This is a genomic window from Acidobacteriota bacterium (assembly GCA_016208495.1).
Classification (GTDB): domain Bacteria; phylum Acidobacteriota; class Blastocatellia; order Chloracidobacteriales; family Chloracidobacteriaceae; genus JACQXX01.
Genome location: JACQXX010000159.1, coordinates 1 through 16,321, shown reverse-complemented (window position 1 = coordinate 16,321; position 16,321 = coordinate 1). Strand labels below are relative to the sequence as shown.

At 49.2% G+C, this 16,321-nt stretch carries 10 protein-coding genes; 2 read left to right on the top strand and 8 right to left on the bottom strand.

The window, feature by feature from the left end; genetic code table 11:
- Positions 1-133: 133 nt before the first annotated feature.
- The 3 genes from HY774_28575 to HY774_28565 all read right to left on the bottom strand — a co-directional run bounded on the left by HY774_28575 (position 134) and on the right by HY774_28565 (position 5,467).
- Complete coding sequence (locus tag HY774_28575) at positions 134-2,155, bottom strand: delta-60 repeat domain-containing protein (protein ID MBI4752465.1); 2,022 nt, start codon at positions 2,153-2,155, stop codon at positions 134-136.
- A gap of 451 nt (positions 2,156-2,606) precedes the next feature.
- Positions 2,607-3,761, bottom strand: coding sequence for a hypothetical protein (locus tag HY774_28570; GenBank protein ID MBI4752464.1), 1,155 nt, complete (start codon positions 3,759-3,761; stop codon positions 2,607-2,609).
- A 125-nt stretch (positions 3,762-3,886) separates the two neighbouring features.
- Positions 3,887-5,467: a serine/threonine protein kinase gene (locus HY774_28565; protein MBI4752463.1), complete on the bottom strand. Its 1,581-nt coding sequence runs from the start codon at positions 5,465-5,467 to the stop codon at positions 3,887-3,889.
- 349 nt (positions 5,468-5,816) lie between these two features.
- On the opposite strand from HY774_28565, the gene HY774_28560 reads away from it, so the two are divergent.
- Positions 5,817-7,898: a hypothetical protein gene (locus tag HY774_28560; protein ID MBI4752462.1), complete on the top strand. Its 2,082-nt coding sequence runs from the start codon at positions 5,817-5,819 to the stop codon at positions 7,896-7,898.
- A gap of 279 nt (positions 7,899-8,177) precedes the next feature.
- On the opposite strand, the gene HY774_28555 is transcribed toward HY774_28560, so the two are convergent.
- From HY774_28555 to HY774_28535, 5 genes are all read right to left on the bottom strand, one after another.
- A complete protein-coding gene (locus HY774_28555) occupies positions 8,178-9,644 on the bottom strand; it encodes a transposase (protein ID MBI4752461.1) in 1,467 nt (488 codons plus the stop codon).
- Between the two features lie 231 nt (positions 9,645-9,875).
- Positions 9,876-10,850 carry a hypothetical protein gene (locus tag HY774_28550; protein MBI4752460.1) on the bottom strand — a complete coding sequence of 325 codons (975 nt, stop codon included), beginning with the start codon at positions 10,848-10,850 and terminating at the stop codon, positions 9,876-9,878.
- Positions 10,847-12,136: a cytochrome P450 gene (locus tag HY774_28545; GenBank protein MBI4752459.1), complete on the bottom strand. Its 1,290-nt coding sequence runs from the start codon at positions 12,134-12,136 to the stop codon at positions 10,847-10,849. The genes HY774_28550 and HY774_28545 overlap by 4 nt, the downstream gene beginning before the upstream one ends.
- 279 nt (positions 12,137-12,415) lie before the next feature.
- Entirely contained in the window at positions 12,416-13,786 is a 1,371-nt protein-coding gene (locus HY774_28540; GenBank protein MBI4752458.1) for a Dyp-type peroxidase, read from the bottom strand.
- Positions 13,787-14,116: 330 nt separating this feature from the next.
- Positions 14,117-14,650, bottom strand: a complete 534-nt coding sequence (locus HY774_28535; GenBank protein MBI4752457.1) for a hypothetical protein — start codon at positions 14,648-14,650, stop codon at positions 14,117-14,119.
- 400 nt (positions 14,651-15,050) lie between these two features.
- Between HY774_28535 and HY774_28530 the strand changes: the two genes are divergently transcribed.
- Positions 15,051-16,061: an aromatic ring-hydroxylating dioxygenase subunit alpha gene (locus HY774_28530; GenBank protein ID MBI4752456.1), complete on the top strand. Its 1,011-nt coding sequence runs from the start codon at positions 15,051-15,053 to the stop codon at positions 16,059-16,061.
- Positions 16,062-16,321: the final 260 nt, after the last annotated feature.

Sequence of the window (16,321 nt, the reverse complement as noted above, 5' to 3'; positions counted from 1 at the left end):
CGATGGTGGCCTCAGCGGTCGTCGGGCTGATTCAATTTGGGCGGATCGTCGGATGACGATCCGCAAGGGCAGACGTGTGCCTACCGACAGGTAGGCAGCGGGAGCTTACCCCATTTTTACTTTATCGGATTATCTATTGAGAAAAATTACCGCCAACGAGGATGCGACCATTGGTTTGGATCGCGATACTGTTGACATCACCAATCGCGTCTGCGGTGAAGGTGGTATCCAGGGTGCCATTGGTATTCAAGCGGCCAATATTATTTCGAGCAAATCCAGCCAGCATTGAAAACGAACCACCAACCAGAATGCGCCCATTTGGTTGAATGGCGGTTGCCAGCACTCCCCCGGTCACTCCTGGGTTAAAAGTGGTATCCAACGTTCCATTTGCATTTAACCGACCAATTCCAGAGCGCGGTTGCCCATTCATTTGTGTGAAAGCCCCGCCAACAATAATTTTGCCATCAGTTTGGATACTGATTGTGGTTATATACTGGTTGGCTGAGGCAGACACATCAAATGTCGTGTCAAGGCTTCCATCAGGATTGAGGCGTGCAATTCGGAGCCGTGGCTCTGTCCCAACCTGGCTAAAATCACCTCCAATTAGTATTTTCCCATCTGGTTGAATTGCAATGGCATAAACGGAGCCACCAATCTGTCCAAGAAAAGTTGTGTCAAAGGTGCCGTCTGGGTTGAGTCGGCCAAAATAGTTGCAATTGGTATTGGCAATATATCCGAAATAGCCGCCAACCAGAATTTTTCCGTCATCCTGGACGCCATAGCAATAAATGAGGCCATTACACCCTGGGTCCAAGAATGATTCGTCGAGTGTCGCATCTGAATTCAGACGGGCACCACCTACCCGGTCCCGATCATTCATCTGGTAAAAACTACCCGATGCCAGAATTTTTCCACCTGGTTGAATTGCCAGCCCAGCAATAGAACCTGTGGCATTCAAACCTGGATTAAAGACAAAATCCTGCGAGCCATCTGAATTTATCCGGGCAATATAATAATTGGTCCGTCCATTAAATCTGGTAAATGCCCCGCCGATCACAGCTTTGCCATCAGACTGTAATGCCAGTGCGTATGCTGACCCATTGCTATGGTTGGGGCCGGGATTGAAAGTGGCATCAAGTGTTCCATCATCGTTAAGCCTGGCAATTGTGGCGATTGGCTGGCCATTGACACTTGAAAAACTACCTGCCACCAAAATCTTGCCGTCAGGTTGCACGACAATTTCTTGTGGATCGTTCTCAAACGTGGGAACAAAGGTGGTATCAACTGTTAAATCAGTATTTAAGCGACCGAGATAGTAGCGTTGTTCTCCACCCAGCAATCCAACATTTCCGACAATCAGTTTTCCATCCGCCTGAAGTGCCAGACAATCCACGTGCGGTTCTGCTTCAACGGTGAAACTGGTGTCAAGTGTGCCGTTTACATTCAACCGGGCTAACTTATTGTGAGTCAAGCCATTGATGGTTGAAAAGCCGCCACCCAGCACAATTTTCCCATCTGGTTGAATGAGCAGTGCATTGACCTCATTGTTCGTTTGAGGATTAAACGTTGTGTCAAGCGACCCGTTGGTATTGAGGCGTGCAATTCCGTAGTGAGCCGCTCCATTTACCTGGGAGAAATTCCCGCCAATCAGGATCTTGCCATCTGTTTGAACTGCAATCGCTGACACATAGCCGTTGGTATTGGTGACAAAGGTTGTATCCCGGGTGCCATTGACATTAAGGCGGGCAACTCCAATTTGAGCAAATCCATTGATTTGCTGAAACCCTCCGCCAATCAGGATTTTGCTGTTTGACTGAAGGGCGATGTCATAAACCACGCCATCGAGGTTTGGATTAAAGGCTGAATCAAGCTGGCCGGTGGAAAGCAACCGGCCCATGTAGTTTCGGGTTTGTCCTCCAAGTGTCGTAAAACTCCCTCCAACCAGAATTTTGGCGTCAGATTGAACTGCCAGTGCCCACACAAGTGAGTTGGCACCAGGATTGAAGCTGTTGTCAGGTGTTTGAGCAAAGAGGTTTTGAGAGCTTCCGAGTGCACAGATACACAGAAATAGAACCGTCAGAGCCAGTTTCATTGGAATCCGGGTTGTCAGGTGCCCGATGGTGAAAAGTCGAAGAACAGAGAATTTGGTCATCATAGGTCAGTCCTCTCGTGACAGAGAAAAAGATAGAGGGAAGAACCAGAAAGAATGGCTCTCTGGAAAACTTTGGAGGCACACCAAAGGTTATGTAGAAAAAGGGACGCATTCGTAAGAACCAACTTACAAACATCACTTATCAACTGGTATTTGTTCAGAGTTCAGCACGTTCAGAATCAACCATAAGCCGATTGCGGCACTTTTCAATTTGGGTATCCACCCGTGTGTGGGCTCGTGAAATGAGCGGATCAGAAAATGATTTCCGTACAGAGTTCAAGCTTTAGCTTGCGAAAACTGGTGGGTCGTGGGATTCAAGTTTTTGATTCGACTTGAGTTGTTCCTTCTGTAAGATGAATGCAAGCTAAAGCTTGAACTCTGTACCTTTTTCTGAAGAGCTATCAGTTCATTTGTGATTCCAGAAATGATTGATCCAGATAATACCCAGGTTGACTTAATTCAGTGCCTTGGTGTTGATATAGCTAAAGATCCAGGCCAGATACCCATAGCGAGCAAAATAGATTTTTTTGTTTCCAAATTTGAACTCCCGAGAGAGTCCTTTGAGAAGTGTTGCGCCGCCCACCAATTGTTCAGCGGTAAATGTATTGGCTACTTTTTCAATTTGTTTTTGGGCTTTTTCACGTTTTTGAGGGTTTTTGATTTTGGAAAGATCAACTTCAAAAATGCGATCCGGTGTATCTAAATTAGCAGTCACGCGTTCGTGAAACTGTTGAAAATCCTGAGGTTTCAGGGTGACATAACCCTTATCGTTTTCCGGGTAAAGCAATGTGGACAGTGCCCAGGCAATACCACCTGTCAAATAGACTCGTGACCGGTTTTGAAATCCAGGTTTTCGTTCAAGCTGCTCGCGGAGCGAATTTTCAATCAAAGTAGTCTGTAATTCCTCAGCTTTTTGAAGAAAGTTGCCTTTTTCCTCTTTGACTTTGTCAGTAAAGGTTTTGGTCCCGGGAAACCCGGTAATGACAACGAAGCGCTCGATATTCAAGCCGTGTGGAGACTTTGATTCCTGATAGCCACATTTCAAATTTCCACTTCCAACATCAATCAAAAATGAACGGTCGGCAAATTGGCCTGGAATCAGGCCATTGATGCCATGTTTGACCTCAGATTCAACGGCGAGGTATTCAACTCGTTTCCCAGTCCGTTGCTCGACTTTGGACGATAAGTCATCCAGTTTAGAGAGCTTATCACCGGAGAAACTTTCCTTGACACCGCTGCTGCCGGCAATAAAGATGTTTTCTTCTGGAACTTTGTATTGTTCCACCATCCTGACATAAAAAGTTTTGACTGCATCAGCCGTTTCGGAAATGGCTTCTGGGGTACCAGAAATAACACTGGTGTTGATGGTATCGTCCATCTTGACGTCAATGTCATACTCTTCAGGGCTGGAGTAGATTTCCAATACAATTGCTTTCACACCCTTAGAGCCGATTTCGATGCCGCCATAATATTTACCAAGCCTGGTTTTTGCCTGGATGGGCAGGACTCCGACCAGTCCCAGCATAACCAGGGCCAGAGTGGTAAGAACCATTTTCTGGAGGAATCGTCTTTCCTCGATTTTTGTCAGAATCAAGTTTACAAACCTCATGTCAATCTCCTTTTGTTTGAAAAAACGCAGTCGTTGGGTATATCAAGTTAACGCTAAAAGTAATGTCAACCTATTGAAAGAAAGTGTTTTAACTGCCTACCCCAGAAAAGTCATTTAGCTAAATACTATTCATTTTCCCGGTTTTCCATTTCATTGGTTTCGCTAATCGTCGGGCGGCCCTTTTTAGCAGGTTGAGGGGGACGCAAGCCTTGAGGTGTATTCACCGGATTTTGTTTAGGCACGTCAGCACTCCTCGACTTTGCCGGAATTCCCCTTGAATCTGTCTTAGGGAAGGGATTGTTCATTCCGGTTGATTTTTCAGCCGGTTGACTGGCTGAAGGCGAAGATGGGACAGGTTGACTTCCCCCAGGGCTCGCCGTAGGTGGTGGGCTGGGTGGTTGAATCGAGGGACGATCCCTGAGAGTCCAACCCCAGATTCCACCGCCGAGAATCACCATGCCCACGAGTATTCCAATTGTGATTGTCAACCACGGAATTGATTTTTTCGGCCTGGAAGAAAATGTCAGATTGGCTACTGGGAACGGCAACGGTGGGATCAGCGGACCTGAAGCCAGTGTCGCGGCTAAACCATTGGCGGAATTGTGATTCTCAATTTTTGGAATGGCATGGCTCGAAAGCTTGTCAGATTGAGAGCCCAACGTCGGCGCCATGAAATCGCCAATGGTCAAGGCTGAATGAATCGGCTCAACCGACGGGGACGAAAGGGTTTTAGACATGGACGCAGCCGATACTGAACGGAAATCCTGAGTTTGGTCATTTGTTTGTACCGCGCGGACAAATACCTGCTTTGAGGGATATGAAGCACCTGATGAACCCAGGGATGAAGTCCCACCTGACTGGAAACCTGATTTGGGTGGCCTGGATTGCTCAGTTTTCAGGGTTTGCAGCACCAGTTGTAAGGCCTCTTTCATTTCAAAAGCGGTGGCAAAACGATATGACCGATCTCGCTGCAGCACACGGGACAGGATGGGATGTAATTCCTCGGGAATGGCTTCGAGGGAAAGCTGAATTGGCTGAGACTGAATTTGATCGATAATCATAAACCATTCGGTATTGCCAAATGGATTCTGGCCCACCAAAAACTGATACAGCATGATTCCGACTGACCATAAATCACTGCGTTGGTCATATTTTCCAGTGAAGGCTTCCGGTGACATATAGGCTGGCGTCCCCTTCCACCCGGTGCTTAAATGCGAAGACGTCAACACCCGAGAGATACCGAAATCACCTAACCGGGGCTTACCTCCCTGGAGGAGAATATTATCGGGTTTCAGATCCCGATGAATGATGCCCTGGCTGTGCAAATATTCCAGACCGGATAGAATTTCAATGGTCACTTGAATCGCCGATTCTGCCGAGCCAAAGCGACCGTTGTTGTCGGTAAGCCACTGCTGGAGCGATCCTCCATCAGCATATTCACTAACGATGACCACGCGAGGGCCCGTTGTCGTCGGGTAAATATTGGCTTCAATAATAGGAAGTACATTTGGGTGTCCACTGGCACGCACCCACAAAGCGACTTCTTGACGGATGACAGGCAGTTCGATTTCACCGTGAGGAAACTTCAGTGCAAAGTAAGTGGTACTCAATTCCGTCCGACGCTCACCCAGCCAAACCACTCCAAAAGTGCCACGTCCCAGCAACCGGACTAATATATATGGGCCAACTTGTTCACCTGCTTGCATATCCGTACTCCTTCTCCATTTGAGTCCAACCAGCCATATTCCTGATTGCATTTCAATTGCCTGGTAAAGCAATGATCAGATGGTGGCAGTGATGATCATCTGTTAACAAATAGCTCCTATTCTGGCATCAGCATATTGTTTGGTGTACGATGCCGTCTCCATTCTGTAACTCACTGCTTCAAAAGCAGGCTTCTACTTTCCATATCAAGAATTTGTTATCGAACAAAAGCATCATATAGTTGGTGATGACGGGAAAAACAGATCTTTCAGGCCGGGGTTTTTCCCGCTTTTTCCGTAGTAAGCTTGGTTTTTTTATTGAATTTTGTGGATTGACTTGAGGAGATGGAAGATGGAACCCTTTTCAAGACCTCTCGCTGATTTGCTCGACCACTTCTTTCTGAGCAGAAAAACCGGCACTCCCCTTTTTCGAAATCAAAGTGGGAAACAGGTTCTGGCCCCCTGGCTGGACCGTGGCAAGGAACTGGTGTTTCCAATCCACCCACGCAATGAACTGGCCGACGGAATTGTTACCGAGGCCATGCGCCAGTTTGCAATCATTGGCAACAGCACCATCGAACGGGGCAAATCAAAAATTCGATGTGAAGACGCTCAGGCGTTTCAAATGTTGTTGCTTACCTTATTGGAGTTCACAGAGGTCTATCAGGAACGAAGCCAGGATACTGCTTTTATGGAGGCTCCGCTCTATTTGGGCGAGCGTGCCAAACGATATGCCGGGCTTTTTGAGGTTGATGAAGCCATCTTGAGTTTCAATATGCAGGATATGATTTTGGAAGAATCAGTTACCCACTTGACGAAATACCGGATGATTGTGCGATATCTCAAACACCTGGTGACCTTGACTGGTGATCACGACCTGCTTTGGCCAAGTTATGGCACTTCACAGTTTATATTCCAATATTCCAAAACGGAATTGATGGCGATGTGGCGGCGAATTGGATATGCCAAGCTCACCAAAGATGGGACGCTTCCGAAAATGAAAAATTTTAATAAAGACCTTGGCGATTTGGAAAAGACCCTCAAGTTCCGGGTTGAAACCCGATTTGGAGATTTTATCCAATCTAATCCCATAAAAGAGCAACCGGGCATCTTCCTTGGACAAACAACCTGGATTTCCGATCCAGAAATTATTAGCCTGGCCACCGCTATGCTCAAGGTGCTCACGCCCTGGCAAACAACTTGTGATAGATTTCAAAAGAAAAAATGGAATCAGTTTGACGGAATCTTTTTTGTGCATGGATTTATTTGCCCGACCTGTTTTTCTTGGGTGGTTGCTGAAGGAGCTAAAGCGGTACTCCCAGAAAACCGGCTGGCATTACCGACCTTTTTCAATTTACCCACTTTATCAAACGGAAATGGCGAACATTCCGAGATTGGAATTGGACCCATGGCAAAAAGTAAACATTGGACCCGGTGGTTTACACATCCATCTCCGGCTCCTGAAACCGTCGAACAAGCATTGGACCGGGATAGTGCTCGCCGAAAGACATTTGTGGGCAAAGAACTGACGCTATTTGCCGACCTTCGTAAACTTCAAACCTTTTCGACGCAGTCCACCTGCACCGTCACCATTCCTGAGTCAACCCGGTTTTTGCTGGTCAAAGCAAGAGATTCAGAGGGATGGTTTCCCCTTGCACTGCTGGCTTTACGGTTAGGGGAAGTCATTCATTCATTTCAATATCGCCTGCTGAGATACAAATCGTATATTCTTGTCCTGGAAGGCGGACAGGAACTCAGTTTTCGAATTCGGGTAACTCGGAATGAACAGGGGGAATGTCAATATACGGTTCAAACTCGATTTTACAGCCCCCAACCCCCACTTCAACCATCTGGCACACTTGTCTGGATATTCAACCACTGGGCTCAATTGCTCGTTTCGCTGGTTATTCTGGTTGGGCTCGGTAGCTGGCTGTGGACTATTATTCGAAAACCTCAAGCACCCCCGCTCGACCCAGTTGTTCGTCATTCCTCTCCCACGCTGCCAGTCCCCTCTCTCCCAAATCAGAATCCTGTCCTCCCTGAAGTTCCAAAGCAATCAACTCCGGTGCAACAAGGAACCACTCCCGCCAAAAACAGAAAGAAGCTTATCTCTCCGCCCCCTCCGATGATTTATATTGATTGCAGCACGTTTGAATTTGAAAAGGAGTACTGCGCAGCACTTCAAAATGAGCTTGCCCAAAATTATCATTGGAAAATTGTGTCAAAACCCATTAAGGGAGCTTATATTTTACAACGAGATACTTTGTTAAGTGGAAGTGGATTATCTCAATCGGTCAGTTCATTTCGACTTGAATTAACCAACTCAAGTGAAATTACAATCTGGTCTAAAATAGAAGAAATTTCCCAAGATAATTATTTAGAGCGAGTCAGACTAACCGCCAAACAACTGAACGAGCTTCAAAAGAAGAAATGAATGCTAAGGAATGGACACAAAATAACCTGGTCAACTGAAACAAACTCTATCGGAAATCAAAAACTCACCACAGAGGACACAGAAGAACACGGAGGGTTCGGTTGATTGATGTTTCTCTGTGTTCCTCTGTGTCCTCTGTGGTGAAAAAATGATGAAGTTATTTAATTTTCATTCCTAATTTACCAGCTTGATTGGTTTCAAACTTGAAAAATATCCTTCTGTAAATTTTTCCGTGATGGATTCGATGAATTGGAAATTGAGGGTTTCAACCTGCGAAGCCTAGATTTTGTGCAAACAGCTCTCACTCGTCGCAAAAGAGAGTGGTTGGGAAAAGTGAGGACAAGCGGCGATGAGTTTTCGAGCCAGGGCATGAGACGCCGGAAATTGAACCAGCCACTGGTGGCCGTGATGAAAAAGACGAGCCGGTAAGTTGATGACCTGGCGAATGAGACGCAGCAGGCCGAGCCGTGCGAACGTTGAACCGGCAAACAAGAGATGTTTGAACCAGCGGAGCACATTATTGGTGGTGGCAACCAGAAATTGAAACAGGGCGGCCCCGGCAAAATGATGCGTCCGAATATGTTTGGCCCCGAGCGCATATTGTTCATCGGCAAAATAGCGTTCAATCGTGGCGCGATCATCATAGACGAAGAGCACCTGCTGAATCGGGAGTTGAGCGGGGGTGAGGTCGGTGAGCAAATAGGCATAATGCAGAGTGGGGGCGTGGGGACGGGTGTGGCTTCGCGAGATTGAACCAGGTTCGGGGGGATGGGGAAGGTGGGTGCGGTAGACCAGACTCAAGGTGCGAGAGGTGACCAACGTCCCCTGGTGGTCGGTCTGTGAACAGTCACGATGGGTGATGTCCCCCAAATCACACAGCCAGCGTGGACTGCCTTCGGCATTCGGTTTGACCCTCCAGTAGACGCCAGTGGCGGTTTCGGCCAGAACCTGAGCTCGCTTGGGTGTCAGTCCTTTCAGGATATAATGAAACCCGAACCGTCGAATCTGGCTGATTGACCAGGGGGTTCCAAGCTGGGCATCCGCCCGAATGATCACCTGCCCGGGTGCAATTCCCAGCTTCTGGCAGACCTCGCTCAGCGTTTGCAACACGTCCGGCAACCGATCCCGCATCGGGGTTTTCCCGCCATCCAGGTATTCGTCCACCACTTCTCCAATCCCTCCCCCAAACCACATCAATGTCAATTGATACCCCCGGTGTCCCCGTTTGCTCCCGAAGAATCCCGGCTCGGCCACTTCATACTCTTTTCCACTCACTACGATTCCTCGTTGATCAATATCCACCATCAGGAATCGTTCCCCAGTTGCCGCTTTCCACCACAGCCCCTCATCTTTCGCCCGACTGTTCGCCACCAATAATTTGAGATGTCCTTCCCGCCATCGCTCGACCTGGTCCAGCGTTGTTGCCGTCAACACCCGGTTCACCTGCGATTGATCTGGAAACCTCTTGAGCCCAAACACTTCCGCCAACCTTGCCTCGTGCTCTCCAAACTGTTCGTTGATTTCGACTGTATGCTCGCATCCCACCATCACTGATGCCCAAAGCGTTTTGAGTTTATCCACTGGGCTGTAGACCACCGTTTTCATCTCGTACCCGAGTCCTTCCATGACTTTGAACAGTCCGCATTTTTTTGCGAATTCATACGCTTCCGCCAACATTCCATGTTGGGTTTCCGCTTCCCAATTTCCATTTGCCTCGTATCGCAGTTCCACACCATTGGTATCCATACTCTGGGTCTCCTTCCTTTACATCAGTTCCTTCTTTTATTTCACGCTGGTGACCCTGTTCTGTTTGCACAAAATCTAGGCTTCGCAGGTTGAACCTGAATTTCCAGCTTGTTCCAAAGAAACCCATCACGGAAAAATTTACAGAAGGAAAAATATTGAACCCGTACAAAATGCTCAGGGGAGAGCAGACAAGCTGCCCTCCCCTGAGTTTTTTCGCTTTGAACAGCTATTTCATTTGTGTTTTTTCGGGGGCATCAGGTTTTCGACTTTCGGGGCGCCTAAAATTGAGAGATAGGTGTTGATGTCATGTTCAAACCCGGCCTGGGTAAACCAGCCGCCTTTGGTGCGGAGTTCCTGTTGAATCGGAAAATGATCGCCGGGATGAGTGTAGTTGCTGTGTTTGACCAACTCATAGACGGCATCCAGGATCGGAATTACCCACAAATCATCGCCGAATTCAAGTTTAGTTGGTGTCGTCTTCATTCCAAGGATGTCATTGAACGCCTTTGGAATAATATCGAGCTGGTTAAAGTACCGTTGATTGCAGCTTCCCAGTCGAGTTGCCGTGTAGCGGGCAAACTCGGTCTCCCCCGGCGTCGGAGACGCAAACGTACAGGTCGAAATCGTCACCTTTCGCCCGTTGATGCCCAGGACATCAGTGAGCCAGACGGCCAGTACTACGCCGAGACTGGCGCCCATACTGTGCCCGGTGACAATAATTTCGGTGTCGGTCGTGTCAGCCCGGTTGGCAAAACATTGCAACAGGTTTGGTCCGGATTCAGCCGTCACAAAATCATCCGGTTTGGTTTGGGTCATCATGGAAATCAGGTGATTGAGTCCAAGCAGCGTCCCATGTGAAATTTGTGGATTTCCATCAAAGGGTTCGCCGCCCTTGTGAAACGGCACCAAACTCACCCACAAATCCTGCACCCAGTTTTTGATGTCCATTAAATCTGTGCCCCGAATCGAAAGCACAAACCGGTTGGGATTTGTTGTGTCACGGACACAATACATCATGGTTTGATCGGTGACACCTGGCCCCCAAAACAGCGACCAGTTTCCCTGTGTCGCATAGCTGGGGGTTGCCAGTTGTTCAACCAGATGCGTTCGGATATCGGTCAATGGACTGTTTTCATAGGTGTAGGCCAGTGCCGAGAGTGTCATCATCTGTTGCGGCAAATCATATTCAAGAGTTTGATCGGTCATTGTGCGTCTCCTGGGTCAAACGTGATCGTCATTTCGGTCGGGAGATTCCCCAGTGCCACGGGCTGGGCGTCAGAACCGGCTGCCTTTTGCAGGTTCTTGAGTTTCAGAAGTCGTTTGATCGTTTCGCGCAATTGAACCTGGGAAATGTATTCACCCAGACACCGATGCTGGGCATATCCAAAATGAATGTAGTTGGAGGAAGGCCGGTTGGTCCGAAATTCATCCGGCGCGTCTACCTTCCCGCTATCAAACATAGCCGAGAAGTTGGCCGCGAAAACCACGGCGCCAGCCGGAATCGTCAACTCGCGGTTCGTGCCTTTGGCCACAGTGTATTCGCCTGAACACAACCGGGGAATGATCGTGTTTTGTGGATGAAAACGCATGGCTTCCCAAATGTAGGCCGACAGCAAGGCATCATTTCCACTCTCGGCTGCTGCTCTGGCACCAGCCATTTGTTCCGGCTGTTCAAAAAAGGTTTGGAAGGCACCCAGAATGGCCCGGGCCGTGGTATCAACCGTGCCGGTAATCGTGCCGATGATCTGGCTGCGGATTTGATCATCCGCCAGATTGGTTGATGGGTCACCCTGCATATGCACCAGCCGACCAATCACATCAGTTGGCGCGGGGCCTCCGCTGGCAAATGAGGCTCTTCGCTCGGCAATCAATTGATCCAGGTAGGTACACATTTCCTGACCGGCCACCGTGGCTTTATCGGTAATGGCCTGATCATTGGACGAATTGTGAAACACATCCTGGAAAATATCATCCGCCCACCGAAGCAAGGTCGCTTCATCCGGTCCGGGAACACCATAGTATTGTTCGACGACCCGAAGCGGTGCCAGTTGCCCAAACTTCCACAAATCAATGGTGCCTTCGGCCTGGGCATTGGCAATTAACGTGTCAGCAATCTCGCCCGAGAGACTGACCAGCCGCGGACCATCTTCACGGCGAAAGGCAAGCCGCAAAATTGAAATAAATTGTGAATAGGTCGGGGTGTTATCCATTGCCAGCACAAATGGACCCGACAGGCGATCCATTTTGGGTTGATAGAGCTGGACGGAGAAAAATTCGTCGCGAGTAATGACTTCCTCAACATCGTCAAACTGGGTGACACAGACCATTCCCGGCACCACGACAAAGTTGGGCCGGTTGTTTCGCAGGTCGTCAAAGAGTCCTTTTGGATTGGCATCAAGCTGTTGATTAAAGAGCGCCATCTGGGCTGCGGCCACAGTGGACGGGTCTCCGCCTTTGGCGGCAATTGCGTCATAAGCTTCCAGAAATCCCATGCATTCCTCCGAAATGGTTAATACCAGTTTGTAGTCAGTAGTCAGTAGTTCACTCAGTTTATTTCGTTGAATCACCTGACTGTTTTCTAAGATGAGAACTTCATTGCAAACCGGTATAAGTTTCAATCAGATAGTGAGCGAAGTAGCAAAGTGGCAAGATCGCAAAAATAGCAAACTGATCTCTGTAAAACATTGCAAAGAAACAATATAAACAACTGTTCAACCTTGAACAATTTCTCTCTCCACAACCCAATGGCGCTTCACTCCTTCACTCGGTCGCTAGCTTCCAGCTATCTGGCCCAGGGCCTTGATACCGGGCAGGAAAAAATAGTCGCCGCCACGAGTGACGACAAACCGGGGCAGGTCAAACACCATGTGCGGCATATCTTCCGATGGAATCGAAAATTGTCCGTCATTAGTATTATTGCCAATGATGGCATCTTTTTCCGCCATATCGAGATCGGCAAAATCACCCCGGTTGACCCACTGTTGCTGGACAAACTGAAATTGTCGCTGGATGTCAGCCACGGCAGCGACAAAGAACAGTCCACGGTCCAGGCCGTCGTCTTTGGCCCCTGGGGGAAGCATGGGGCCATAGGCAATCCCCCGACGCATCATGCGGTGGCGACGAACGACGGTTGAGGTAGCGTCGAGGGCATCACGGGGATTGCACCGACGGATATGTGACCCGCGTGGGCATCCGTACCCAACCGGGTCTTTTCCAAACCGAAAATCATTGTTTCGTGACTCATCCGCCGCCAGCGTTGGATCATCTTTGGTGGGAGCCAGCGATAGCGGAGCGCCACTTCGCCAGCGGCCAATCATTTTGGCGGCAATTTGCTCCTGCATCGCAGACGACGTATCCCCAAAGTATTGATCGGCGGTTTGTTGAATAAAGGTTCGGAATTGCGCGACGTTTTGCTTGAGCTTGCGAACCACCAGATAACTGCCGTTGATGCGCAAATCAGTTGGCCCTTTGGCCGTAATCTGTTCACCGGCTTCATCCAAGTAGCCAAGGACAAATTCACCGGGTTGAAGCGGCTTCCAGGTCCCGTCAGACTGGGGCGTTCCCTGGCCGGGCATGTTTTTCAATCCATCGCCTGCGACTGATGGCTGGCTCATGCCGTCTTCAAATCCGAAGTGTTCACGGCCCTCCGTCAAAACAGCGCAATCCTGTTCATAAATGAGTGAAAGCCCACCTGACTCCGTGATGGCATTTCGAAGCTGGGTGCTTTGGGATTCGCGGGCGTCGCTCGTTTTTGAATAGAGCGCCACCATAATGTGTAAATTTGATCCCGCCAGTGCCGGCTCCCAGTTTGAGGGACTGCTGACACCCGTATCACCCAGAGTTCCAGCCTGACTTTTCATGCCTTTTTGGAACTCGGGAACAAACAGCGCCAGGGCATCTTGCGGGACTCCCAGAGCTGCCAGGCCATTGTAATTGAAGGCTAAATTAAAGGTGTATTCAGGCTTTTCATCCCACTCTTCGGCAGATGTCACCAGTGGAATGACCTGTTTGAGTAAGGTTTTGGCTTTGGCCGCATCGGTGACGGCCAAAAAGAAATAGCGTGCCAGCGGCATCGAATAACTGCGGATAACATTGCCTTGAATGTCGGTTAATTCCAGCGACGGGCTGGTTCCCTGTGCCATAACGCTTGCTCCTGGGTGGGTTGGGTTGGGTTTAAGCGGAATCGTGAAGTGGTGGACAAGAGCGAGTAGCGAGTAGCGAACAAGAGTGAGTGGCGAGTAGCGAGTAGTGAGTAGTCAAGAAGAGTAAGTCGTGAGTAGTGAATCCAATGGCAATAAGATGGATAAAACGAATCGAAGTTGAGCCAGCAAGGCATGCAACCTGTTTTCTGTAAACCTCTAAAAGAAAAGAGGATAAGTTATTGTTCAACCTTGAACAATTTAAATCTGGATTGACGACTCGCTCCTGGATTGACGACTCGCTACTCACTACTCACCACTCGCTTGTGTTCGCTACTCGCCACTTACTTCAGTATCACTGGCCGGTGTGGTGGGTGCCGGAGCTGGAACCTGGCCCACATCAGGTGACGGTGGTTTTTGCAGTTCGCGCATGTAGTTATCGGTTTTGTTTTTCCAATCCAGGGCTTTCAGGATTTGCTTGACCGAGGCCATTGGGTAGGCCGGGTAGAAAAATGTGGTTTCAACCTGATGGGCGCGAACATAGTCGCGGAATGGTTCAAAGGGTTGGGCGCCAGGCCAGCCTTCACAGAACTGGAATACAAAATCCAATCCTTCAGGGTCATTGACCGAGAAATCCTGAAGGTAGTCTTCCCATCCGCCATCAAAGTTGCTGCAGAAGAGCAGCCGGGTGTCATTGTCAAAAATGACCCAGCGGGCGAAATGGATGGTAGGCATTTTTTTTAAGTTGTTCGGGTCAACGGCATTCAAGGCGGCCCGAAGTTCATCGGCTTTTCCGGGAATGATCTTGGCGATGCACGTCAATTCAGTCACCTGTCCGACGGTTTTGCTGATGACGGGTTGATCCATACGAAGAAATCCTCCTGGCAATGAAACCTGTGGAGCAGACACACCTCACGCTGGGTGGGCCTGAGTGCTGCCACGGGCTGGTTGTCAAATAAACCGGTGAGTCAATGCGGCGAACCCCAACCGGTCCATGAAAAAAACGACGAAATGCTGTGAATGAAAGGTGATGCCCGGCCTGAAAAACTGCCGGAAAGTGAGGTTAATTGAAGTGTGGATTTGACTTGAATTGAGGATGACTTCAAGTGTTAGCGCACGGCGGAGAGATATCACAAAAATTCCAGGAAATCCATCGAAAATTTTGGGAGTGCGGCAGCTTGACGCCGCTTTCTTTTTGCTTTACTAGCTAAGAGGTCGGTGCTGATCCTATAAAAGCGGCGTCAAGCCGCCGCACTCCAAATACATTATGACCAATCTGAAGTCACCCGCTATTTTTAACAACCCGGAATGCCTGGTCGAAGGCTGGTACTGGGCGCTCCGCTCAGCGGAACTCAAGCCCAAGGCAACCACGGGACTGGTGTTTTTGGGGCGGGAGTTGGTGGTGTATCGCGCAGAAAGCGGGCAGGTGATCGCGATGGATGCTCACTGTCCGCATATGGGCGCCCACCTCAAGGAAGGAAGAGTTGAAGGTGAGACTTTGCGGTGCCTGTTTCACTACTGGAAATTTGATGCCCGAGGAAACTGCATTGAGATTCCCTGTCAAGAAAGATGCGATTTTGTGCCAGTCTTGAAAACCTGGCCGGTGGCGGAAAAATACGGGTTAATCTGGATTTGGGTCGGTGAATCAGCCAGCCAGCCGGTGCCTTTCGTTCCAGAACTCAAGCACCAACCCTGCGCTGCCCGGCTGGGGAATCGGTTTGTCAAAAACTGTCATCCCAATGTCGTGATGATCAATGCCATTGACGCCCAACATTTCAACTCCGTCCATAACCTACTGGTGGATCTGGATTTGCAACCGACCGTGGTCAATGAAAACTGCATCGAGTTTCGCAACACTACCCAGATTCCCCAAAGCACCTGGATGACCCGTTTTCTGGCCCGCTTTTACCAGAAGGCGCTCACTTATGAATTGTGTTACTGGTTCGGCAGTACTGGGACGGTCACGCTGGGGCCGGATTTTCTGCATTTTCACATTATGTTTGCGCTTCGCCCGACGCCAGATGGCAAAACCGAAGGCCAAACCCTGCTGATTACCCGCGAGCGACCGGGTATGTTTGGGGTGCTGATCAATTTTGGGCTGCTGGTACTTACCCAAATTGTTTCGAATTACTTTGCCAAAGGCGATACCCTGATTTTTGAAAGCATCCGCTTTCACTTTCGCACCCCTATCAAAGCCGACAACGCCATCATCCAGTTCATTCAGCACCTTGAACAGCAATCAGCTACAGGCTGGGGAAACTGGGGACAAGGAAGATGACAGGGAGACAAGGAGACAAGGAGACAAGGTGACAAGGCGACAAGGAGACAGGGAGACAATTTCATGGAGTGTGTCGGCTTGAACGAACTCCGGTTGGGAGCGGCGGAATCATGCTCTCCACTCTGTCTCCGTGTCGCCTTGTCTCCCCAGCTCCTTGTCTCAAACAGGCTCACATTTCCTTCTCCTGGCGCTTATGCCCCTGACCCCTGACCCCTAAATTCAGGCTTTTTCCGCCTTGCGGCGTTCGGGAAGAATTCCTT

Coding starts and splice junctions, on each gene's coding strand:
- HY774_28535 (MBI4752457.1), bottom strand. CDS start 14,650: ATGGATCAACCCGTCATCAGCAAAACCGTCGGACAGGTGACTGAATTG.
- HY774_28565 (MBI4752463.1), bottom strand. CDS start 5,467: ATGCAAGCAGGTGAACAAGTTGGCCCATATATATTAGTCCGGTTGCTG.
- HY774_28560 (MBI4752462.1), top strand. CDS start 5,817: ATGGAACCCTTTTCAAGACCTCTCGCTGATTTGCTCGACCACTTCTTT.
- HY774_28555 (MBI4752461.1), bottom strand. CDS start 9,644: ATGGATACCAATGGTGTGGAACTGCGATACGAGGCAAATGGAAATTGG.
- HY774_28550 (MBI4752460.1), bottom strand. CDS start 10,850: ATGACCGATCAAACTCTTGAATATGATTTGCCGCAACAGATGATGACA.
- HY774_28530 (MBI4752456.1), top strand. CDS start 15,051: ATGACCAATCTGAAGTCACCCGCTATTTTTAACAACCCGGAATGCCTG.
- HY774_28570 (MBI4752464.1), bottom strand. CDS start 3,761: ATGAGGTTTGTAAACTTGATTCTGACAAAAATCGAGGAAAGACGATTC.
- HY774_28545 (MBI4752459.1), bottom strand. CDS start 12,136: ATGGGATTTCTGGAAGCTTATGACGCAATTGCCGCCAAAGGCGGAGAC.
- HY774_28540 (MBI4752458.1), bottom strand. CDS start 13,786: ATGGCACAGGGAACCAGCCCGTCGCTGGAATTAACCGACATTCAAGGC.
- HY774_28575 (MBI4752465.1), bottom strand. CDS start 2,155: ATGATGACCAAATTCTCTGTTCTTCGACTTTTCACCATCGGGCACCTG.